The organism is candidate division TA06 bacterium B3_TA06, assembly GCA_005223075.1.
GTDB lineage: Bacteria > Hydrothermota > Tepidihabitantia > B3-TA06 > B3-TA06 > B3-TA06.
The window spans coordinates 48647-70955 of record NJBO01000006.1 but is presented as its reverse complement, the minus strand read 5'-3'; the positions used below and the strand labels follow the sequence as shown (position 1 = coordinate 70955).

The 22309-nt window shown below is 51.6% G+C and carries 25 protein-coding genes; 14 read left to right on the top strand and 11 right to left on the bottom strand.

Annotation, left to right across the window (positions count from 1 at the left end; genetic code table 11):
- Positions 1-148: 148 nt before the first annotated feature.
- The 6 genes from CEE36_05200 (at position 149) to CEE36_05175 (ending at position 4107) form a co-directional block, all read left to right on the top strand.
- Positions 149-514: a hypothetical protein gene (locus CEE36_05200; protein TKJ43148.1), complete on the top strand. Its 366-nt coding sequence runs from the start codon at positions 149-151 to the stop codon at positions 512-514.
- Between the two features lie 120 nt (positions 515-634).
- Positions 635-1081, top strand: a complete 447-nt coding sequence (locus CEE36_05195) for an anti-anti-sigma factor (protein TKJ43147.1) — start codon at positions 635-637, stop codon at positions 1079-1081.
- Positions 1062-1454 carry an ATP-binding protein gene (locus tag CEE36_05190; GenBank protein ID TKJ43146.1) on the top strand — a complete coding sequence of 131 codons (393 nt, stop codon included), beginning with the start codon at positions 1062-1064 and terminating at the stop codon, positions 1452-1454. The genes CEE36_05195 and CEE36_05190 overlap by 20 nt, the downstream gene beginning before the upstream one ends.
- A complete protein-coding gene (locus CEE36_05185; GenBank protein TKJ43145.1) occupies positions 1439-2455 on the top strand; it encodes a hypothetical protein in 1017 nt (338 codons plus the stop codon). Before CEE36_05190 ends, CEE36_05185 begins: the two co-directional genes overlap by 16 nt.
- Complete coding sequence (locus CEE36_05180; protein ID TKJ43144.1) at positions 2452-2841, top strand: hypothetical protein; 390 nt, start codon at positions 2452-2454, stop codon at positions 2839-2841. The genes CEE36_05185 and CEE36_05180 overlap by 4 nt, the downstream gene beginning before the upstream one ends.
- Positions 2842-3054: 213 nt before the next feature.
- The gene (locus CEE36_05175; GenBank protein ID TKJ43143.1) at positions 3055-4107 is read left to right on the top strand and encodes a biotin--protein ligase; all 1053 of its coding nucleotides are present in this window, start codon (positions 3055-3057) and stop codon (positions 4105-4107) included.
- On the opposite strand, the gene CEE36_05170 is transcribed toward CEE36_05175, so the two are convergent.
- The 7 genes from CEE36_05170 to CEE36_05140 form a co-directional block, all read right to left on the bottom strand.
- On the bottom strand, positions 4108-4989 hold the full coding sequence (locus CEE36_05170; GenBank protein TKJ43142.1) for a hypothetical protein: 882 nt from the start codon (positions 4987-4989) through the stop codon (positions 4108-4110).
- 212 nt (positions 4990-5201) lie between these two features.
- Positions 5202-6095, bottom strand: a complete 894-nt coding sequence (locus CEE36_05165) for a hypothetical protein (GenBank protein TKJ43141.1) — start codon at positions 6093-6095, stop codon at positions 5202-5204.
- 58 nt (positions 6096-6153) lie between these two features.
- A complete protein-coding gene (locus CEE36_05160; GenBank protein ID TKJ43140.1) occupies positions 6154-7404 on the bottom strand; it encodes a hypothetical protein in 1251 nt (416 codons plus the stop codon).
- Positions 7405-7611: 207 nt separating this feature from the next.
- Positions 7612-8217, bottom strand: coding sequence for a hypothetical protein (locus CEE36_05155; GenBank protein TKJ43139.1), 606 nt, complete (start codon positions 8215-8217; stop codon positions 7612-7614).
- 26 nt (positions 8218-8243) lie between these two features.
- Entirely contained in the window at positions 8244-8831 is a 588-nt protein-coding gene (locus CEE36_05150) for a hypothetical protein (protein ID TKJ43138.1), read from the bottom strand.
- 129 nt (positions 8832-8960) lie between these two features.
- The gene (locus CEE36_05145; protein TKJ43137.1) at positions 8961-9659 is read right to left on the bottom strand and encodes a hypothetical protein; all 699 of its coding nucleotides are present in this window, start codon (positions 9657-9659) and stop codon (positions 8961-8963) included.
- A gap of 179 nt (positions 9660-9838) precedes the next feature.
- On the bottom strand, positions 9839-10825 hold the full coding sequence (locus tag CEE36_05140; protein ID TKJ43136.1) for a hypothetical protein: 987 nt from the start codon (positions 10823-10825) through the stop codon (positions 9839-9841).
- Between the two features lie 341 nt (positions 10826-11166).
- On the opposite strand from CEE36_05140, the gene CEE36_05135 reads away from it, so the two are divergent.
- Genes CEE36_05135 through CEE36_05120 form a run of 4 tightly spaced genes read left to right on the top strand, consistent with a single transcriptional unit; the run spans position 11167 to position 16563 of the window.
- Positions 11167-12234: a hypothetical protein gene (locus tag CEE36_05135; GenBank protein ID TKJ43135.1), complete on the top strand. Its 1068-nt coding sequence runs from the start codon at positions 11167-11169 to the stop codon at positions 12232-12234.
- 8 nt (positions 12235-12242) lie between these two features.
- Complete coding sequence (locus CEE36_05130) at positions 12243-13655, top strand: hypothetical protein (protein TKJ43134.1); 1413 nt, start codon at positions 12243-12245, stop codon at positions 13653-13655.
- 38 nt (positions 13656-13693) lie between these two features.
- Positions 13694-15085, top strand: coding sequence for a hypothetical protein (locus tag CEE36_05125; protein ID TKJ43133.1), 1392 nt, complete (start codon positions 13694-13696; stop codon positions 15083-15085).
- Complete coding sequence (locus tag CEE36_05120) at positions 15082-16563, top strand: hypothetical protein (protein ID TKJ43132.1); 1482 nt, start codon at positions 15082-15084, stop codon at positions 16561-16563. The genes CEE36_05125 and CEE36_05120 overlap by 4 nt, the downstream gene beginning before the upstream one ends.
- Positions 16564-16669: 106 nt before the next feature.
- On the opposite strand, the gene CEE36_05115 is transcribed toward CEE36_05120, so the two are convergent.
- From CEE36_05115 to CEE36_05105, 3 genes are all read right to left on the bottom strand, one after another.
- Positions 16670-18235 carry a hypothetical protein gene (locus tag CEE36_05115; protein ID TKJ43131.1) on the bottom strand — a complete coding sequence of 522 codons (1566 nt, stop codon included), beginning with the start codon at positions 18233-18235 and terminating at the stop codon, positions 16670-16672.
- A gap of 81 nt (positions 18236-18316) precedes the next feature.
- Positions 18317-18544: an FmdB family transcriptional regulator gene (locus CEE36_05110; GenBank protein TKJ43130.1), complete on the bottom strand. Its 228-nt coding sequence runs from the start codon at positions 18542-18544 to the stop codon at positions 18317-18319.
- A gap of 65 nt (positions 18545-18609) precedes the next feature.
- Positions 18610-19266, bottom strand: coding sequence for a hypothetical protein (locus tag CEE36_05105; GenBank protein ID TKJ43129.1), 657 nt, complete (start codon positions 19264-19266; stop codon positions 18610-18612).
- 89 nt (positions 19267-19355) lie between these two features.
- Between CEE36_05105 and CEE36_05100 the strand changes: the two genes are divergently transcribed.
- From CEE36_05100 to CEE36_05090, 3 genes are all read left to right on the top strand, one after another.
- Positions 19356-19661, top strand: coding sequence for a hypothetical protein (locus CEE36_05100; GenBank protein ID TKJ43128.1), 306 nt, complete (start codon positions 19356-19358; stop codon positions 19659-19661).
- A gap of 337 nt (positions 19662-19998) precedes the next feature.
- Positions 19999-20121 carry a desulfoferrodoxin gene (locus CEE36_05095; protein ID TKJ43127.1) on the top strand — a complete coding sequence of 41 codons (123 nt, stop codon included), beginning with the start codon at positions 19999-20001 and terminating at the stop codon, positions 20119-20121.
- Between the two features lie 134 nt (positions 20122-20255).
- Entirely contained in the window at positions 20256-20741 is a 486-nt protein-coding gene (locus CEE36_05090) for a hypothetical protein (protein ID TKJ43126.1), read from the top strand.
- Between the two features lie 169 nt (positions 20742-20910).
- On the opposite strand, the gene CEE36_05085 is transcribed toward CEE36_05090, so the two are convergent.
- On the bottom strand, positions 20911-21237 hold the full coding sequence (locus tag CEE36_05085; GenBank protein ID TKJ43125.1) for a hypothetical protein: 327 nt from the start codon (positions 21235-21237) through the stop codon (positions 20911-20913).
- Here CEE36_05085 and CEE36_05080 point away from each other — a divergent pair.
- Positions 21236-22309 carry a hypothetical protein gene (locus CEE36_05080; protein TKJ43124.1) on the top strand — a complete coding sequence of 358 codons (1074 nt, stop codon included), beginning with the start codon at positions 21236-21238 and terminating at the stop codon, positions 22307-22309. The genes CEE36_05085 and CEE36_05080 overlap by 2 nt on opposite strands.

Here is a 22309-nt window from a genome sequence, read left to right as displayed (position 1 = left end):
ACTCCTTTTGCGCCGGGATACAAATGATGGCGTCTGCTGGGATTGAGGGCAACTTAATCGCAAAGGTATACAACACCTTCCCCCTCCATAAAACATCGAGCCGACCGCCATGGAGCCTTTCCGGCGACTCATTAAAGTGGGAGCGTTGATGAGGCACATATCCAAGTATGACGAGAACAAAGTGGTACTCCATATTCGTTATATCGTGGGGTTAACCACAGACGAGCACCTTCAAATCGCCGAGCGGGCCGAGGAACTGCCGCTCGAAAAAAGCCAACCGAGTCTCATAGACCTCTCAGATGCCAAAACCCTCCAGGTAGATCGCAACACCGGCAGAAAGGTCACGGACATGATCAATAAAATAGGGATAGAAGGAGCCCGCACCGCCATCGTGGAAGCCTCACCACTGATGCGATTCATAATGAATATGTACTTCTCCATGATCAAGCATGGTATTAAAACCAAGTTCTTCGATACCTGTGAGGAGGCCCTCACGTGGCTCAAAGAAAAGTAAGCGCACACGGATTAAAAACATGAAAGAAAAAAGGGAGATGAGCGAATCCAACAAAATCAAGGGGTTTGAAAATCGTCCTGAATTGGACCTTCAACCGGTTACAACTGCAAATCGTAGAAGATGAGAAGAACAACAAGAGATAGCATCATCCCCATCCTCAAGCTCGGGGAGTTCCTGCTTGTCTCTATCCAGATCGATCTTCACGACCGGATGGCCGAACAGCTACAGCAAGATATCCTCGAGCGTGTCTCCCAGACCCAGGCGCGGGGCGTACTCATTGATATCTCAGCCCTGGAGATGGTGGATTCCTTCATAGGTAGAATCCTTGCCGACACCGCACGCATGGCCGCCACCCTTGACGCAGAGATCGTAATCGTGGGCATGCACCCGGCCGTTGCTATCACCTTAGTTGAGCTTGGGCTTTCTCTGGGTGATGTAAAAACCGCATTAAATCTTGACGAAGGCTATACACTGCTGGAAGAACTACTAAAGGAACGAGAGATGGGGGCAAGAACCCAGCAGGAGGAGGAAAGCACAGAGGAGTCCAATGATAGTGATTCCGATTAAGGAAGAGGTGGACATCGTAAGGGTACGAACGGTTGTCAGGTCTATGGCGCGAGATATCGGCTTCGGGCTTGTAGACCAGACTCGTATCAGCACCGCCGTCTCGGAACTGGCACGCAACGCCTTCCTCTACGCGGGCGAGGGAGAAGCCCACATAGAGGAACTCACAAATCCTCATAAGGGTATCCGGATCACCTTCATCGATCACGGACCGGGAATCGAGGATATTGAACTGGCAATGAAAGATGGTTGGTCATCATCCGGCAACATGGGCAAGGGACTGCCTGGTTCAAAACGGCTCTCTGACCATATGGAGATTTCCAGCGAACCCGGTCAAGGCACCACTGTCATCATAGAGAAATGGCTATCCGTATGAAGCAAATCGAGGAGATGCGCATCGAAAAGGAAGAACATATTCTTGAGACACGAGGAATCATACACCGCTTCGCTGAAAAGCTTGGATTTAAGGATAAACTCCTGGCCCAGATAGACCTCTGCGTTAGCGAACTTGCCACAAACCTCGTGGTTCACAAGGCCAAAAACGGCAGGATGAGTTTTCACGAGCTTAAAGAGAACGATCTGCGTGGAATCGAGATCTTTGTCCAGGACGAGGGCCCTGGCATCAAGAACGTCACACAGGTACTCCAAGGGGGTTTAAGCACCGCCGGCTCACTGGGTCAAGGTCTGGCCTCTGTGCAACGCATCGCAGATGAGTTTGAGATATACTCCAACTCCAACGGCACCCAGGTGCGATTACGGAAGTACCTTCCACCTGGCAAAACCACCGACGAAGCTATCCACAGAAAAGCGGTTGTGAGTGTTGTGGTTCGCACCCATCCGGAGTCGGCTATCTGCGGGGACGGTCACGTGATCCATCACGACGGTCCGAGAACGCTCCTTGCGGTGATAGACGGGCTTGGACACGGAAACGAGGCAAGAAAAGCAGCTGCTCTCGCCGAAGCCTACCTGCATGCGAACCACCGCAAGCCCATCCAGCAGATGCCTGCCGAACTTCACAGTGCCCTGCACAGCACCCGCGGTGCAGTGGCAGGGATAGCACGTATCGACGAACCTGCCAATAAACTCTCCTTTATAGGGGTGGGCAATATAAGCGCCAGGCTCTGGCTGCCGGAGGAAGAATCGTGGGCTCGTCTGATCTCAATGAGCGGCACCTTGGGGGTAAGCTTACGCCCACCACGTCTCTTCTTCTACCCCTGGAAAAAGCAAAGCGTTTTCGTGATGCACTCAGACGGTCTACGGGATCGCTGGGAACTCTCCACCGATGAGATTACACTATCACCAACTGAGATCGCACGCATCCTCATGCGAGATAATTGTCGTCGAACCGACGATGCGACTGTGATGGTGGTACGATGAAAAATCTGGCCTTCTCCCAAGACGGCGTATGCACCATGCATCTTGAGGGAGTTACACAACCTCGCGAGATTGAGGATCTGATCGAAGAATACGTCACAAGTGTCGAGCTTCTGCCTTATCACCTCCGCCTGATACTCATAGACATCTCCGAGCTGGTGCACATGGGTGTACGCTCAAGGCAGGTGTTCTCAGAACTCCTGACCCAGGCATCAAAGCATTACGGGGGTAAGGTAGAGTTGGTGATAGTGGGCGGGTCCCTGAACCTGCGCCGGTTCATTCAGCTTTTTTGCAAGGGAATCGGTCTCCGCGAGCGAAGCCACTTCTTTGAGCACCTCAAGGAAGCCCAAGCCTGGATAACCAAACGGTCTGCGGAAGATCCCTCCTAAGATGTCGGACTTGACAACTAAGATAGTAGGGGCGACGCATGCGTCTCCCCTACATGCTTCATTGCTCCTTTTGACCTTTGGTCAAAAGATCGCAAGGCCCTAACCAACCAGAATAATATTGAACAGGCTGAGAGCCTGTGCCACATAAGACCCAATCCCTTGTCATAAGCAATTCGCTGACTATAATCCTCATCAAAACAAAAGGAGTAGCCCTTGAAGCTTTTTACCTTCGATACCCTGCCAGGCCAGGATTCGATGACCGTATTCCATACCATCGCCAGGGAAGGAATCGAGTGCCTGTGTCTTGTCTCGCCGCAGACCCCGATCATCAGCGTGGGATACTTCCAGGACGCGGCAGCCGAGATTGATCTTGATTACTGTGCGGCACACAACCTGCCGGTGATGCGCAGGGAAGTAGGGGGCGGCGCCACCTATCTTGATTCTAACCAGGTCTTCTACCAGGTGATCCTGCGCCGCGACAACCCTTTGGCCTCACGCAAGATATCGGAGCTGTATCAGACCTTATCCGCACCTGCAATCGAGACCTACCGCAAGTTCGGTATTGAAACAAAGTTCCGCCCGGTAAACGACATCGTTACCATCCAGGGCGAGCGAAAGATCGCGGGCGAGGGTGCTGGAAACATCGGCCCCTGCGTGGTGTTCGTGGGCGGTATCCTGATAGACTTCGACTATGATACGATGGCCCGGGTATTGAAGGTGCCGGACGAGAAGTTCCGCGACAAGATCCACAAGTCGATGCAGGAGCATGTAACCACGATATATCGAGAGACGGGCAAGAAGCCTTCCCGTGCCCAGGTACGGAAGGCGCTGATAGAGAAGTTCACCCTACTCCTTGGTTCGCTGGAGCCTGCCGAGTATACACCGGAACTTCAGCGGAAGAATACCGAGACCATCGCCAGGATGACCGATTCGAGCTTCCTCTTCAAACGCACCATGAAGAAGCCGGGTGAGGTGAGGATCAGATCGGGTGTCGAGTTTATCATAGGGATGCACAAGGCACCGGGCGGACTGATAAGGACGGCATCAGAGGTGCATGAGAACAGATTGGCGGATGTGATCATCTCCGGCGATTTTACCCTTCTTCCGCTTGAGGGGCTGCCAAGGATCGAGGATGGTCTGAAAGGTGCTTACAGAACACGAGGTGAGGTTGGTACTCGGATCGACCGAGTAATTTCTGAGCAGGGCCTCGAGCTTCCCGGCCTCTCGGTTGAGGACATGCTGCTGGCGCTTAAGATTGAGGAATAGTTAAGGTCGAAATCTTAAATAGAAATTCCAGGGATATCCCTCTCCCCAAAATCCAACGGAAGAAAAGATAAGATACCCATAGCCGTCTGTAATAAAAGTCGCCAGGAAGAGGGTGTCATTTTTTCTATAAACATCAGGGTATGCTTCGCAACAATCGTATTCAAGAGGAACCTTCATACAAAATGCTGGAAGTTCGTAACGCTCATGAAAGGCACAGGATTCCATGCTCAAAATCGGAAACCAGGCAGGATCAGACAATCTACTTATCAATACGTTTTTCTGCACCGCGTTATTGAACATCCACATAGCGCGAGTCGAGTCCATCACTGTATCGCTGGTTCGAGCCCACGAGATCCCGGTATAACCGCTAAAATACGCTTTCCCCTCTTCCATTGTCCAAACAGGTATGGTCGCATAACGAACCCAGCCCTGCTCGGATGTACCTGTACCTCCGCTGAAGTGTAAAATATCGAATACCGTGTTGCCGAAATTCCATGGCTTCTTAACCTTGTAGAAGTTATCGTGGTAAAGATAGTAAAGCATCTCCCTGCGAACGGAATCAGGCAAGGGAGCCGCCGGCCCGGAGGAGGGTTTCAAGTTATCAAGCACCCAGTCAAGGCTCTTCTGTCTTCCCATCGCATCCTCAACAAGCTTATCAAGCTGGACCGCGGCACGAGGATACTCTTGTGTAAGCACGGGCATAGGGATTATCTTCTCGTTACTCCAGTCCTTGGGGCCATAGGTAGCCTTATAGGCCTCTCTATCTTCCTCCCACAAGTAGCAATCATAGTCGTGCCAGTAGAAAATCCACAAAAACTCCTCAAGCGAGAACCCCCACATCGTTCCGCACATCACAAGAAGAATAACCCACGCCCTTTTCATCAAGATATTATAAGACAAAGGTTTATTGTGTCAATCCCATTGATTCTACCATTCCTATGGCAAAGCCCAGTGTGTGGGGAGAGCATTGATATTAATCCTGGCAAGCCTTTGCCGGTCTGGCTCCAACAATAAATCTTGATTGCTCTCCAGAAATCTCAAAAGACCTTGTATCCATGCCGCCGAAACCGCCCCGTTGGGGTCAAGGGCCAAGGCTAGGGTTGAAAAACTATCTCTTCCTGGAGGAAGTTAGAGAAGTTGTCGCCCTTGGAATCTGAGTTGGAATAGGAGAAAAGATACTCATAACCGTTCTTTACAAGGACTGTTACTATGAGCGTATCAGGTCTCCTGAAAACCTCAGGATACACCTCGCAGCAGTCGTACTCCACTGGAACTGCGAGCTGAACTGCTGGGATCTTGTAATCATAGTGAAAACCAACGGGTTGGACACTCAGGATAGGAGACCATATCGGCTTGGACAACCTGCTTACCAGCATGTTCTTCTCTGCTGCTTTATTGAACATCCGCACGGCGCGAGCGGAATCCATAATGGCGTTATCTGTTCTGGCCCACGCGATCGCGCAGTAGCCGTAAAACCACAACTCTGCCGCATCCTCCCCAGGCCCAGTGTTTATATACGCGTAGCGAACCCAACCCCTATCGTAAGTCCCCGTACCTGCGCTAAAAAACCAATCTATGTGGATGGATTCTTTGTAGCACCAAGGTCTATTCAGCCTTGAAAAATTGTCGTGGTAGATGTAGTAAAGCATCATTCTGCGCAGCGAGTCGGGAACTGAAGCCGCTGGCCCCAAAGACGGTTTCAGGTAATCGAGCGCCCAATCGAGACTGTGATGATTTTTCATTGCATCCTTCACAAGCTTGTCAAGCTGGGCCGCGGCACGCGGATACTCCTCGGTAAGCAAAGGTATCGGGATTATTATTTCCATGCCTCTCTCTGAGTGGCCGTAGGTGTTTAAATAAGCCTCCCAGTCCTCGTGAGCTATATAACTAAGCCAGGCGTGCCAAGTGTATATCCAAACAAACTCCTCTCGAGAAAACCCCTGGATGGTACCCAAAAATATAAGAAGAGTAAACGTCAGTCTTCTCACGAAGAAATTGTAAGATAAAAATTCAATCTGTCAAGTGTACAATTTTGATTTTAGCATCCTACGGCAAGGGCCAGGTAGACTGAACCTTATCGAGGTGGTGGAGGTTGATTCTGGAGATTTTCTTCTTCTGAAGGTCGGTTAGGTCCTCCTTCTTCTGCAGAAACTTCACAAACCCCGCCATCCATGATGCTGAAACCGCTCCGGCGCCCGTAAGGTTATTAACGGCATCCGAGCCTAGACGACTGAAGTTAAATGAACCCTCGTTAAAGGTATTCCAGTACTTAGACGCTGGGATTGTGTTCGGACCCTGCATCTCCGCTTTAACCTTTGCCTTACCTGTCTTGGGATCATGGATGTGAGGCAGATCACCATCATATGGTAGCAGAAATCCAGGAAGTATAGCTTTGTATTCATCCTTCATCTGGGTGTATAACAAGTAGGCGTAGCTCACGTGAACAACGTTATTACCTTTCCTTGTCTCTACCAGGGTATACGGCACCTTTTCTAATCTATCATTTCCTACAACCCTAAAAAGCCATGCCAGGTATCCCCAGAATACGAACCGCTTTTGTTGTCCAGTGAAAAGTATGGCACTTAGATCGGGTTGAACGTCTATAGTCCCGCCCACAGCATGTGTGGTTTGTGCGCTATGAGGGACCTTTAACCCTCTTTGCTCCGCAGGTGTTCTGTAGCCAGAGCTAATCACCAGGTTGGCGACCTGACCAAATACCGCATCCCATTGAGCCTTGACATAAGAGTAAAGGATGACCATTTCTGGAATGATAATCCTTGTATTGCTTGCATTCTGATTTCCAATCAGAGTGGCACAGTAGGTCATAATCTTGCGCCAGGCTATGTCCCGCGCTTGCATGGCTCTGTTGTAAAGCCCGAGGAAAAAGGTCCAACGATCGTCTATTGTTTCACCTTTGAGATCAAAACCCATCACCTGCTTTTGTCCAATCAGACTTATTTTATCCCTCCCTATCCATGCTCGCGTCAGAATCGTGATGTAATCCAATATCTTCTTGATGTAAGTCGCTTTGATCGCTTTATCGTAGTTTGCGGGATATCGGGGTGCGAAGGGATTCTCCTGGCTGAGAAATCCATATTGGAACCCACCGGTTGCCCGTGTATATTTGGGCAGAAAGGACGGACGACCAAAATCCGACTGCGAAGAATCGAGATAGACGTGTATAAGATATGCCCAGGCCTCTATATCCGTCGGATTAAAATCAGGAAAATGCTCGGGTGCAGGAGGATTCTCCGCATCCACCTCGGACAAAATTTCTCTTATCGTTGCGTAAGGCATAATATCTCCCTTTTTTGTTTATTAAGTCTCCTCTGGATTATGACGAGTGCAATAGAAACCTGACGAATAAAGCCATGGAGATCGCGATCGGAGGCTAAAGATGAACAAACACAAGAAACTGACTAACCTGAATCTCAAATCCCTGTACCACCATGTCGGTGGATATCCCGGGTGGGAGAAGGTTTTAGCAAGAGAACTACTGTTAGCTTAAAGTCTTAACGTTCTACTTAAGTGAGTTTTTACCTTGCCGGGCATTGTCTGCTCGATCAGTACCTTCTCGCATCTATTGAATGAGGCCAGGGCTTTCAGTTTTTCTGCAAGCGAGTGAAGAATCCCCTCGTAGTGTTTAAACCCCTCCTCGAATACAAGGTTGCGGACCACAAGCGTCTTTTGTTTTCGGTCGGCTTTCGGGTCGAGCCTTCCTACGAATTGCTCACCCCATAGGATGGGCAGGCAGAAGTAGCCGAACCTGCGCTTGGCAGGGGGAGTGTAGCACTCAAGTGAGTATGAGAACCCGAAAAGTTGTTCTGTTCGAGGTCTGTGGATGATCAGGTTGTCGAAAGGAGAGAGAAGATGCAGGCGGGGTTTGCGTTTGCTAAGCCGCGATGCATTTCTCAGAACATCGCTAAGGACATAATAATTGATCCCTTCAAGTCCCACGATTTCTACCTGGACTACTTCTCCCGAATCAACCATTTCGTCTAAAGCATCTGGAACTTTCTCTTTCGAACTTATATGTAGATGGTCTAAGATCTCTCGCTGGGTGGCTATACCATGCGCGCAAAGCGCCCTTTTTACCCTGAACCTGGCCACTTCAGCTGGATCTGGAACCGTGGTATCTACCCCCCCCCAGGCAGCACCCGTTCGGTCAAGTCATAGATCCTTTGGAAGTTGCGGCGCTCGGTGACCATCAGATCTCCCTTCCAGAAAAGCATCTCCAACGCCGTCTTTGCCGGTTTCCAATCCCACCACGCCCCGCGCTTCTTGCCATCATGCGCCTTGAAGTCCACCGAGCCCAGAGGACCTTCCTTGCGTATCCTTTCCAGCACGTCCTTCATCACGTCTTTATGCCTCTCGTGCATCCTTTTGATCCAGCCGTCACCCCAGGGGAAGGCACGCATCCTGGGTATGTAGTATCGGTAGTCTTTCATCGGCAGATACGAAGCGGCGTGTCCCCAGTACTCGAATACCCGGCGGTCCTTGGCCTGAAGCTCATCGAGCATCGCAGGGCTGTAGTCCGGTCGCCTTGTCCAGAGGGTATGATGATGGGCGCGGTTGATGACCGCTATGGTGTCTATCTGAACGTAGCCCAGTTTCTCGATAGCCTGGGCTATTCCTTCCTTCCCTTTAGGCAGTTTTGTTCGACCGTCCAGTAATTGGGAGTGCAGGGTCAATCTTCTGGCAAGTGCCGAGGATATCTTCGTCATTGGGACACAGTATATCTCTTACCCCGTACGTGTCAAAAGTTTCGGCTTAAGTTATAGTTCCCATGCCCCAATTGCAATAATGGCTTGCCCGGGCAACGTAAGGCGATTAGGGTTTCTCTTACAAGCCGGCTATATCTTGAAAACCAAAGCAACCGAGACGCCTATATCTCCTAGTCCACCTGCAGGCTCATAGCTGCCTTCATAATCGCCAATATTCTCATCATCTACAGTGACTTCTTCGACTACATATTGCAGAGACTGCCATCCCAGCTTCTCAATCTCCACGTTGAATCCTACCCATTTGACTATTCCGATATGAGCACCGGCAATAAAGGTCTGAGCCCAACCCAGGGTGTTGCTTTCAGAGTACTCCGTCTGTGTCGGATCACTGTATATTTCCTTTGAGTATTCGGTGAAGTAATTGTAGTAGCCTAGTCCTAATCCACCGTAAAGAAAAGCCAGTTCACCGCCTATGGGGGCCTCACCCAGTATCCTGAACTCACCCATCCCGCCGTGGATGGTGATTTCTTCCTCCCAGCTGTCTAAGTAATCGGAGACAGAGTTAAATTCTCTGGTTAATATCTTGTTCGAGTAGCCGCCGCGCACTCCCAGTTTAAATCCTTTGACAGGTGAGACCGCGAAGACCAGCCCCACATGGAAGGGGGAGGCTGTTATGGTAGGTTGAGACCAGTAGGTTACCGGTCCAATGACATAATTTACAACGTAATCCCTGCCAAGGTTTATGCCGATGTCGACCAGGTTGGCTTGGGCATGGCTGAACGCCAGCATGCCTATAAGAAGCAATCCTAGCGATAATGCTTTCTTCATGTGGCTCCTCCTTAAGGTTTTCACCTTATTACGGATAGAGATTATTTCTCTATCCTTTGAGTGATTTATTTGTTGCTTATATTAGCTAGTTGGAGAATGTTGTCAAGCATAATCATCCCGGAGATATTTAAAAAGCCCCCTATCCCCGTGCGGAGATAGGGGGAGGTTATTAATGCTTTCTAATCGATTTTCAGGTTTCTTTTCTCCCTGTGCGTGTGGCCCCATGTTTGGGCGGAGCCGTAAGAATAATAGATTTCCAGGTAGTAGGAATCAGTAGCATCGTATCCTTCGAAAGGCACCACAACCACGTAGTAGGTCTCGGAAGCCGACCCCTCGAATTCTATCCATTCACTCTCAGTGTATTCATTTTCGGAGGCGTCTATTAGATCGTAGTTGGAGTCACACAGGTAGAGATCGTAGTCTTCGGGCAGGCTGTAGAGATCGATCCCTATCCAGCCGTCGCTTGCGGGAACAAAGTAGTAGTAGTCTACATCATCCCAGGTTGATATCCATGACTCGTAGGTCGTTTCAAAATCCAGTGGGCCGTAGGCATCATCGAAGGAGTCGTTAGGCTCGTAAGAGTCTTGGGTTTGGATATAGTCTACCTTCAGTAGATAGGAGTCTCTGGAGTCGGGACGATCGTATAGAATGACTACCACATAGTAAAGCTCCGATCCCGTGACGTAGTAGGAGATCGATTCATCTGCCGGTCCCCACTTGCTGGACCAATCAAGCTCCTCCTGGTTCTCATCAAAAAGCACCAGGTCGTAGTCTGTGGGCAGGCTGTAAAGATCGATCTTAACAATACCACTTGAGTCCGGGATAAAGTAGTAGATGTCATAATAGTCCTCCCAGTCCCAGATCCAGGATTCGTAGACCGTTCCAAAACTCAAGGGACCGTAGGCCTGGTCGAACAAGTTGTTTGGCTCGTAGGAATCACCCATTGTGGTGGTAAAGGACCAGATCGGCCCGGCGGCGGTGTCGCCTTGCTCGTCCTGGGCAACGATCATCCAGTAGTAGGTGGTGTTGGAGTCAAGATCGCTGATCTCGCAGTATTTTTCTATGAGGTTGACCTCTCTAAGGGGCGGGGGATCTGTGGTTCCCAGATAAACGTCATAATAGGGAAGCTCCGGGTCGGGATCCCCTCCGCTCCAGTGAAGCGTCAAGCTCCTCGGCTGACCCCCAGCGCCGTCGCTCGGCTGTGGGTCTGACGGAACCAACGGTGGATTGTTGCTTGTGCAGCTTAGGGATAGAAGTAGTCCCCCTAAAAGAAAGATAGATGCCACAAGTAGCGGCAACCTTTTGGATAGTCCCATTACTCCTCCTTGGTTGGTTTGTAAAAAGTACGGTTGCTTCTCAATCTTTAGAAGAAACATCCGATCCATTGATATTATCCAGTTTTTGGGGCCTTGTCAAGGGGTTGGTTCGGTTGGGGCATGGTTTTAAGAGTTGACACCTCTCAAACTCTCTGTATGATTTAGCAAACAAGAAAACCCGGAGGTTGATCGTGAAGAAGTTTCTTTATATGGCGGGTCTTTTAGCCGCTGCCCTTACGTTATTCGGCTGCACCCCGCGGTTGATCCGCGATGCAGATACGGCTCTAGAAGAGGGAGATTACGCCAAAGCCGCCGAGCTATACAAGGAATATACCGAGAAGAAGCCCCAGAAGCCCGAGCCATTCAACCGCATGGGGTTGGCCTACGACGCGCTCGCCGACTACGAGGCCGCAGCCGCCGTCTTCAGTAAGGCGATAGGACTTAGCCCGAAGGACGCGGTCTACTACCACAATCGCGCCACCACCTACATGCACATGAAGGCCCTGGATCAGGCAAGGCTGGACTTCGAGCAGGCTATAAGGCTCGATTCGACAAGGGCCGACTACCACAACAACCTGGGCAACGTCTACTTCAAGAAGGAGAACTACAACCAGGCACGACTGATATATGAGAAGGCTCTCAAGCTTGATTCCCAGAACCCGGAGATATACCTTAACCTTGCACTGTGCGCGGAATACGAAGGTGCAGGCGAGGAGGCCTTGAAGTTCTATGATCAGGCCTTAGAGCTTGATCCGGGCTCGGCCCTGACCTATAACAACCGAGGTGCCCTGCATGCGGATGCGGGCCGTCTTGAGGAGGCCATAGCCGACTATACACATGCTCTTGAACTAAAGCCCGGCTACGCGATGGCTTACAACAATCGCGGCACCGCCTACTACAGAATGGGCGATCTAATCAGAGCAGAGGCCGACTACACCAAGGCGTTGCTCCTCGATCCAGGCCTCACCCGCGTCTACCTGAACCGGGGAAGGGTATACCTTGACCAGGCCGAATACAACGCCGCACTTGACGACTACAAAAAAGCACTTGAGAGGGATCCTGAAAGCGAGCTTGCCCGCTCCAGGATTGCCGAAGCCTACCTTGAGCGCGGTAAGATACGTCTTGAGCAAGGCCAGATGGATGCCGCACACAGCGACTTCGAAGCGGTGCTTGAGGTCGACCCTGACGGGTCCTTTTCTTCAGCAGCCCGCACCTATCTCAAGAACCTGCGCGCCGAGGCTGAAGAATCCCTGGAATAGTTTATTAAATGCACGGCTGCCGATTGAATCTGGGGGAGACCTTAAGGAGGAATCGGTGGCTATTTCTGCTTCTGGCGGCTTCGCTGGCGATCCACTTCCTTCTACTTATCCCTGCACTCAAAGATTCCTCAAGGCTATTTGTATGGGCTGATTCATCGTGCTACGAAAGCCTGGCTTTAAACATGCTTTCCGGCAATGGCTACTCCTTGGCCCGAGCCTCTCCTTACGAACCGAACTCGACCATGGTACCCGGCTATCCACTGTTTATAGCCGGTATCTATGCAGTATTCGGACAATCGCCCTATGCTGTTGTGATAATCCAGGTTATCTTGAGCCTTGCGCTTATCGCAGGGCTGATGTGGTGTGGAATTCGGCAGTTCTCCAAGAAGGCGGGTATCATTGCAGGCATCCTGCTTCTACTTAATCTGTGCCTTGCCTTTTATTCTACCCAGATCATGACTGATGTGCTTTTCCTTGCGTTTCTTCTCCCTGGTTTGTGGTTGGTATTTCGCCTTTTTCAAGGATATCGTCCCATATGTTCCGGTCTTGGTGCAGGCCTGCTTTTAGGGTTGGGCGCTCTTACACGACCCATTGGACTATACTTCCCTCTTATCCTCGCCTTTCTTTTCTTCATCAAACCCTTCGGTAAGCCTGGCCGATCTCGTTTGTTCGGCTACGGAGCGCTGCTTCTGGTCTGCATCGCGGTTGTCTCTCCCTGGTTTATTCGAAATCGGGTAGTATTCGGGCACTTCTTCTTCTCTACCGTTCAGTCCTTTAACCTGTCGCATATTCATGCCGCCCCGATAAAAGCCAGTATTGAAGGCAAGACCGTCTATGAGGCCGAAGCCGATCTGGAGCGTGCCGCCTTTGCAAGATACGGCGAGCCGTGCAATGAGGCGGAGGGGTTCATCTTTACCGGGCGGGAAGCCGTGCGCTACATCCTGAAGCATCCCGGTCGATACACAGTGCTCTACGCCGCAGGTGTGGCCAAAACCCTGCTCCCCTTGGGCTTTGCCGAGTTCCTGCTTTTTTACGCTTCCCCTGAGCAAGGGATCAGAAACCTTACTCCCCCCGTCCAAAAGGCTATTCTGAAGGGTGATGTGAGGGAGGCGCTAAGGGTGATCTGGCAGGAACGTATAGCACCCACCGGCTGGGTGTTTGTTGTCTACGTGCTGGGGTTGCTATTCAATATCTTCATTATCGTACTGGCGATAAAGGGATTTGTTAAGAAGGGATTTCGATCACCCTTCAATCTTTTGGCATTCATTGTAGCGATCTACTTTTTAGGCGTTACCGGCCCGGCAGGACAGCCTCGCCACTTCCTGCCCTTGTTGCCGCTTGCAGCGCTTCTTGCAGCACATGGATTAGCCATCGGTATACCTTCAGAAGCTAAGAGTCCGCCTCATGACACCCCCTCCTGATATGAATGAGGGCCTTCCTTTGAAGGAGAGCAAGACCAATGAAGAATTGCCGATTTGATCTCCGCTCTACCTCAGTGAGACATAGATGGTTAATCGTATTGCTTGGTTTAGCCTTAGTGATTCATTTTCTTTTGCTTATCCCTGCTGCTAAGGGTTCCTCCTGGCTCTTCGTCTCTACCGATGCAGTGTGGTATGAGCGTTTGCCGCTCAACATTATTACAGGGAACGGTTACTCATTGGCAACCTCTGGACCCTATACCCTTAACTCCACCATTGTTCCCCTTCACCCTTTGTTTGTCACAGGAGTCTACGCTTCCGTTGGCCGCGTTCCTTATGTGGTGATAGCGATTCAGATTATCTTGAGCTTGGGTGTTATCGCCTGGATGATCCGTTGGGGAGCGCGGGAGTTCTCTCCCAAGACAGGAATAATTGCAGGGGCGCTCCTAATTCTTAATGTGGCTCTTGCATTTCATTCCGTTCAGTTCATGACCGATGTGCTGTTTCTTACATTTCTCGTTCCGGCATTGTGGCTTGTGTTGCAGGTCTTCGAAGGGAATGCACCCACAAGATCAGGTTTAGGGGCAGGTGTGCTTTTCGGGCTAGGAGCACTTACCCGTCCGGTAGGACTCTACTTCCCTCTTATTCTCCCCTTCCTTTTCCTTTTAAGGAAGCCCAACAAGCAGCGCTTGCGGGGCTACGGGGTGTTGCTTTTAAGCCATATCGTTATCGTGTCCCCTTGGTTTATTCGCAATCGGATAGTGTTCGGACACCTCTTTTTCTCTACTGTCCAGGGGTATAATCTTTTGTATATACATGCGGCGCCAGTAAAGATTGCGGTGGAAGGAAAGAGCTTCAATGAAGCGTCGCAGGAGATTGAGCAAGCGGCGTTAGAGCGATATGGTGAACCTCGTAACGAGGCTGAGAGGTTGCTTTTTGCCGGTCGTGAAGCGATGCGCTACCTCATCAAGCATCCGGTTCGTTACGCTGGCCTTTACGCCGCAGGGGTACTCAAGGTATTTCTGCCGATGGGGTTAAGCGAGTTCCTGCTTTTCTATACGGATCCTGAGCAGGACATCCGCAATCTTACTCCTTCCGTGCACGCCGCCTTACTTCAAGGACGCCCTGGAGAGGCCCTTCGGTTGATATGGGAAGAGCGTGTTGTGCCTACAGGGGGTATCTTCTTCTTGTATGTGGCTGCGTTCCTTTTCAAACTTTTTATCATCGGTTTGGCACTCAGGGGATTCTTAATCAAGGGTTTTCGATCACCCTTCAATCTTTTGGCATTCATTGTAGCGATCTACTTTATAGGTGTTACCGGCCCTGCTGGACAGCCTCGCCACTTTCTGCCCTTGTTGCCGCTTGCAGCGCTTCTTGCAGCACATGGATTGATCTTCGGTCTTGAGAAGACAAACACGCTACGTCGGCTATGAGTAGGGGATGTTGCCTCTGTGTGCTGGGCGCTGGCACGGCTGGCCTGGGTGCAGCCTACCTTGCGGGCCGTGCAGGGGTGGATACCGAGGTAATCGAGAGGCGCAAGATCCCCGGTGGGCTCGCTCTTACCCGCCGCACCGACGACGGATACTACCACGACCTGGGTGGGCACCGCTACTACAGCCCCTCGCGCTATCTTGCAGTGTTCCTAAAGAAGCTTCTGGGTGAGGAATTGATCATGACCCCGCGCAAGAGCCGCTTCTACCTCGACGGCCGCTTCTTCGATTACCCTGTGCGTCTCAGTGACGTGCTGCGTAAGCTTCCCGTAACACACTCGGCTAAGATGCTCACCGATTATCTGGTAGAAAAGGCCAGGAGCACTAGAAGCAGAAAAGAGGAGAGCTTCGAGGATTGGGTGGTGCACCGTTTTGGCCGCTCGCTTTACGAGTTCAACTTCGAAAACTACACCCGGAAGGTGTGGGGGGTTGAGCCTTCCGAACTTTCAGCAGACTGGGCAGCACTCAGAATCAAGGGACTCTCCCTGGGCAAGGTGGTTCGTGAGTTCTTCTCGCGCAGAGGCGATATCGCCACCCTTGTTGACCGCTTCCTCTATCCAAGACACGGGATCGGCCAGATCGCTCGTTATCTGGAAAGGGAGGTAAGGGAGCGTGGAGGAGTGGTTCATCTTGGGCATGAGGTAGTTAAGATCGTCCACGACGGCAAGCGCATCACGAGAATCATCAGCCGAGACCCAAAAGGCAGTAGAAGATCCATCAGACCCGAATGGGTCGCCTCATCAATAGACCTTGACCTTCTGGTCGCCGCACTTGATCCTTTGCCTCCACCCGAAGTCCTTGCCGCGGCCTCCAGGCTTCGATACCGCGATCTGGTTATCCTTTTTATCCGCATCAACGCGTCCAAGGTTACCGGTGATTCATGGATATACTTCCCTGACGAGTCGGTTCCGTTCAGCCGCTGGCACGAGCCACGCAACTGGAGCGCTGCGATGGTGCCTGACTCCAGCCACTCATCCCTGGTGGTTGAGTTCTTTGCAAACGAGGGGGATCGGTTCTGGAACGCTTCAACCGACGAGCTTCTGGATATGACCCTGAGCACCGCTCGCCGGTTGGAACTCCTGGAGGGTTCTGAGATAGATAAGGCCGAAAAGTTGCTCGTGCCGCATGCTTATCCTGTATGGAACGTAGGCTACCGGGGACCGCTGGAGTTGATACTCGATTATTTAGATCGGTTCAAAAATCTCTCAGTTATAGGCCGTAACGGCAGGTTCTACTACTGCACGATAGATGAATCCCTTATCTCAGGTTTTGCCGCCTCGGCGGGCTTCCTTGAGGGCAAGAGAGCCGGGCCTGAGCCTTTACCGATAGAGATTCCGGATAACGCACTCGGCTACCTTGATCTTTCACCCGCTGATCTTGAGGAGGCTGTCGAAGGCGGCCGCTGGTCCAGAAACGACTAATCACCCCACTCAATCTCCTCCCTTTCGCTCGAAGGGCGAAAGGGAGGAAAATAAAACAGGTAAAGCCAGCCTCAGGTTGGCTTATTAATCTTTTTCGTGGGATGTCTTAAATTTCTACCTCTATCTTCGCAACGTAGATGAGCTTGCGGTCGCGATTGGCAAGGAAGTTTTGCAGCATAAAATCGATATCGGGTTCTACCCTCCGGTTGAAGACCTCCTCGCCGTTAACGGTCACCACAAGGTTCCTCTCAAGGCGAATCATATCAGGGTGAACAAAGACGCTGAATCCTCCTAGACGCGAACCTTCGATCTCCACCCGATTTGCAGAGAAGGAAACCCGTGCCATAGCCGAGGGACGCTCACGCTTAAAGAGGTAGTAGTTGGTAGGAGGAGGCAATGTGCCTTTAAGTAACTCCTTCTGGCCATCGCGCAGAACGGTGAGCTGGATCGGGTCGCCTCGCTTGAGACCGGCTTTATAGGCCATCAGGTCATCCATATCCTTTATCTTCCTCTTCTTACCGCGAATGATTACGTCTCCAGCCGCAAGGCCCATCTGCTCCGCGGCAGTGCCCTCAACGATCTCTCTCACCTTGATACCTGGACCTGGGAAGGTGTCGTCGTGGCGAAAGCCTATGGTGATGCGGTCGTCGGTAAGGACAAGGTTATGGTCAACGTGCCACGATGCAGAGGGATCGGCGCTGATGCGATCGATGGCAAACCAGCGGCAGGTGCCGAACCAGGGCACCGCTGACTCCCAGATTATGCGCGTTGGGAAGGGATCGCGGGGATGGCGCTCAAGGAAGTGAACGATCTTGGGCAGCTCCTCTTCTGCGTAAGAAAAATCGTGCTCACCTTCCTGTTCGCGGTAGAAGATATCCCCACCCGCCTCCCTGGCCATCTGGATAGCAGGCCGCATCTTGGCTGAGGGAAAGAGTTGATCCTCAAACGAGGTTACCGCGTACACAGCGGTGTTGTAGAAGTTGGGAGCGTAGGTGTGCAGATCGCCGCCCAGGCTGCCTGTTCCCATGTGACCGCTCAGGGCAATGAACGCGGCGTAGTCGGTAGGGAAAACCATGGCGTAAAGGAAGGCGGCAGAAGCCCCGTCCGAATATCCGCCCAGCCATACCCGGTCGTCGTCAACATTGTACTCTCTCTTGACGGTTCTGACCAGATTATTGATGTTACTCATGCCTACCTCGTCCCACCACGTGGCTCCTTCCTGACCAAACGGGAACAAAAGCAACCAACCGTTTTCTTCCGCCAGATCCTTGAATAAGTTATCTCCCATGAACTCGAGTGCTTCAGAATCAGGTATGGGTTCTGGCCGGCTTACCCCTCCGTGCAGGTTTACAAACAACGGGGTGGGATGGACGGGGTCGTAGGAGGTGGGAACGTAAAGAATCCAGGAACGCTCCACACCGTCACTGCATGTGGTCTTGCGCAAGTGAATCTTTCCGGTCTCGGCCTCGGGGAATTGAAGGTTCCGGAGATAATCCGATACCTCCTGCCACGAGGGCTTAGCGGAAACGATTCTTGAGATCAATTTTTCTTGCTCGGATTCGGCAGTGGTCTTCAGAAGCTGATCCAGATCAACCTCCCAGCGTGCAGCATCCAACCATGCAACCCAAAGCCCCAACGTAAGAAGTACAACCAAAGCCCTAAAAGACTTCATTTTCCCTCCTTTTAACGATTGTTTGGTAGCCGTGACTCCTCGGGGATTCCGCCTCCTCGTGCAGCCAAGTCGTGGCCGGTTTTAACGTCCGCAGGTGGAGCAGTCGCTGGAGGAGCAGGTGGAACATCCGCCGCCACCCGATGCCGTAGGTCTCTCAACCGCTCCTGCTACCCCGAACACCGAGAGCAATCTTTCAAGATTGCGAGACTTGCACTTCGGACAACTTGCCTTAGCCTCGTCCGACTTCTTGAGGATCAGAAACTCAAAGCTTGCTCCGCAGTCGCGGCAGCAGAACTCTCTTATAGGCATACCCTAGATTATAGATTTTACTCGGATGGAGTCAAGGTATAGGGGTTTTGAAAGATGCAAAGCTTCTATTTTTGGGGCAAACGGGCGATTACCTCTATGCGGCCATGATGGTGAGGATCGCCGTGGCCTATGTCCATCTCGTAGCCTTCTTTGAAGGCGATCAAATCAAGGCCCCCCAGGAGCGCTTTGGCCTCTTCCGGGAGGAAGTAGTGCATGGTCATCTTGCGTTTGGGCACGAAGAAGGTGCGTTCTTCGATCTCCTCGAACTTTTCCTTACACAGAGCGTATCCAGGGTCCTGGGTAGAAAACACCCCAAGGTAGACGAATCCGCCAGGCAGGAGCCCTCGAATGGCCATCTTAACCAGTCCATCGCGTTCGCCTCGCCTTAAAAACATCAGCACCCAGGCGATTACGGCGAGCGAGTAGCGTTTGGGCAGAATAGTGAGGGTGGTGAGTTCGTTCCTTATCGCCCTGACAGGCAGATTCCGCTCCTGGGCTACCCTCATAAGTTCTGCTACTGATTCGGCGTCGCGGTCAAATGCATCCACCTCGAAGCCGTGCTCGGCCAGGAAGAGGCTGTTGCGACCGTTGCCAGCGCCCAGATCGAGTGCTATCCCCCGCGGAACTATAGGAAGGTACTGCAACAGAAATAGATCAGGGATAGCCCTTTTTTGCCTGCCTGCTTGAGGGTCGGAATCCGCTCTGCTTGCCGCATCTCTCATGGGGCATCCTATTCAAAAAACGGGCGTAGTCAAGTGCTTTCGTTTGGGAAGGCTCAGTTTATGGGCAGAGAGGCTAGTTTGTAAGTCATATGGTAGACGAAGTCTACCTCCACGCCACCCGAATGATAATAACCGGAGCAGAAGAAAACCCATCGCAACCAAGTTACGAATTAAGTGATGTTATCTTACCAAGTTCAGGTCTCTACAGCACAAGGTTTGATGAAAGAGGGACTTTAACCCTTTATGAAGGAAGATCAGGCAGAAGAGTCAGAAGGCCGATGGTTGTTCACGGAGACCTTGAGCTAGACCTCTCCGACTTGCCAGCTGGAGTTTACTTCGGTATCTACAGACCAGAAGAGGGAAGGCAGCAAGCCCAAAAGATCATCAAAAGGTAGCGAACTCGGCTTCTGGAGTGCGTCAACCATGTTGATGCGCAATGACGCGGTCATTGCACTCCAAACATAGACTTACACAGGCTGGAGAGCCTGTGCCACACAAGTCTCTCCGGCTGTAGGGGCACGGCATGCCGTGCCCCTACAGACTTAGGGTGTAATAGAAGAAAGGACGGATTGGGGTCCTGGTTGTTGCCTTGACAAGAGGCTATTTTTGTTTAGAGTAAATTGAAGGAGAGCATACGACCTCCGCCGGACAGTCGTCCAGCTTACGCCCGCCAGCGGGTTATAGGCAAGATAAGAATCGAGGCAACTTAGAATTAAAGACAAGGAGGATCCAATGGCTGAGGAAGGAAAGATCTACGTCTGCAACATCTGCGGACAGGAAGTGAAGGTTACCAAAGCGGGAGCCGGAACGCTCGTCTGCTGCGGCCAGGATATGGAACCTAAGGAGGCCCCGTAACACCCGTACCCCTTCGGGGCATTCTCATAATTATTCGGAGCTTTCGCTCCGCGCACAAGGAGATAACACCCGTAACACTGCGGCTGGATGTCACGAAACGGGAGTAAACTTGCAGGAAAATTAAAGGAGGCAAAGTGGGCATTAAATTCTCAGGATACGAGATAGGCGAGATGGCGATCCAGATCGAGCGCAACGGCAAGGCGTTCTACGAAGAGCTTGCCAGAAAATCCAACGAGGCTGATATGAGGACCTTCTTCAAGTATCTTGCCGATCAGGAAGATGTTCATCTTGAGCGTTTCAAGGAACTGCGAGATAGGCTGTCCAAAGAGGGCTACGTTGCTCCCTACGACTGGGACGAGGCGCGTGATTACCTCGCGGCACTGGTCTCCAAAGAGGTCTTTGCAGATGAGAACATGGGAGCACGGTTAGCCAAAGAAGCACCTGACGAGGCCGCGGCATTCGATGCCGCTATAGGATTGGAGAAGGATTCTCTGCTCTTCTACCACGAGATGATGCGGTTCGTGAATAAACAAGATCACCCGCTTATCGAAGCGATTGCAGATGAGGAACGCAAGCACATCACCGATCTTACCCAGAAGCGCAAGGAGCGCGGTATTTAGACACCCCAAATCAAGTGCTCCTTTTTGCTAACGCAAAAAGATCGCAATATAAAAAACGGTAAGAAGTGACCTCAAGAGATGCTCCTTTCGTCCCACGGACGAAAGATCGCAATTGAAGGATCTGTGAGGCCGGTCCAAGACCGGCCTTCGGGTTTTGTCTCTCAACCTCTCATCCTGTAAGGATATGCCTGCGTGAAGCATAATTATACGTTGCCTCTGCCTTTTCTGTCATCGCGAGCCGCCGAAGGGTGATAAACACTAGTGGTAAATTCTCGAATTCTGCCACATATGAGATTGCCATGATTTTGCTTCGCAAAATCTCGCAATGACTGAGGGTTTCAGTGATCTTCCCTAAAAGATGTAGGGGCACGGCATGCCGTGCCCCTAACTTTCTAACCCCGATCCTTTCTCCGAAAGCAAAAGGGAGAATTTTATGAAACCTTAGCCTATCCCTCTGCGTCTTTACCAGTAAACCTGAAACTAAAGGAGCGTTCATGAGAAAGTATGTAGTCTTTGTTGTTCTTCTCTCTGTGGTCGGTCTTGGCGCGGTTGAGATCAACCCCTGGGAGTTTGCCTCCGACAATGCGCTGATCGGTGCAGCCGTACGCATTGATTCAACCCGGCAGATCTCAGACGATCTGGTTGCTGGAGGTGCCTTTGTTGAAGTCGCGGCACCCGTTCCAGGAGATGCCACCCTGGGAGGAGCGCATGTGCGTCTCTTATCGGATGTGGCAGGCAACCTTATGGCTGCAGGAGCGGCGGTGGAGATCTCAGGTGAGATCAAAGGTAAGGCTGATGTCATCGGGGCAAGTCTTCAGCTTGACGGAACCTTCACCGACTCGCTTGAGGCTGGGGGAGCGGTGATCTTCCTTCGAGGACACGTCAAGGGGCCGGTGATGCTCTCAGGGGCGGAGATATTCATAGAGTATGGCGCGATTATCGAGGATACCCTGCGCTACAGTGCGGGCAGGCTTCATATAGCGGAAGGTGCCGTGCTCAAAAGTGGCGCCAGGGAGTTTGTTCCTGAGCCTAAAGAGAAACCTGAAGTGGAAAAGAAACTGCCCAGGCGTACCTTTGGACGCTGGTTGATCGGGACTATCATCGGTTTCCTCTTCTTTGCCGGCGCAGGCCTCTTTATCTCACTGGTTCTTCCTCACCACTTCAAAAACGTTACCGGCAGACTGATGGTCAACCCCGGCCTTTCTGCCTTAACCGGCGGCATAGCACTTCTGGGGCTCCCGCTGGTGCTTTTCATAGTAATACTCTTGTTCGCCTCCGTTGTGGGAATAGGTGCGGGTCTGTTTGTCAGTGCTTTCTACTTGATAGGTATCATTTTCTCAATAATTTACGCAGGAACGGCTATGGGACGCTGGCTGCTTTCCGCGGCCAGGAAGGGCAAGGAACCACACATCATCATCTCCATGCTTCTGGGTACCTTCATCGCGCTGGTGCTGTTCCGTATCCCTTACGTGGGGTGGGTCTTCAGGATCGCCGCCTTCGTCTTCGGATTCGGTGCCCTACTTGTCTCCCTGTGGTTAGAGATAAAGCCGCGCACGGCGCAGGGCTGA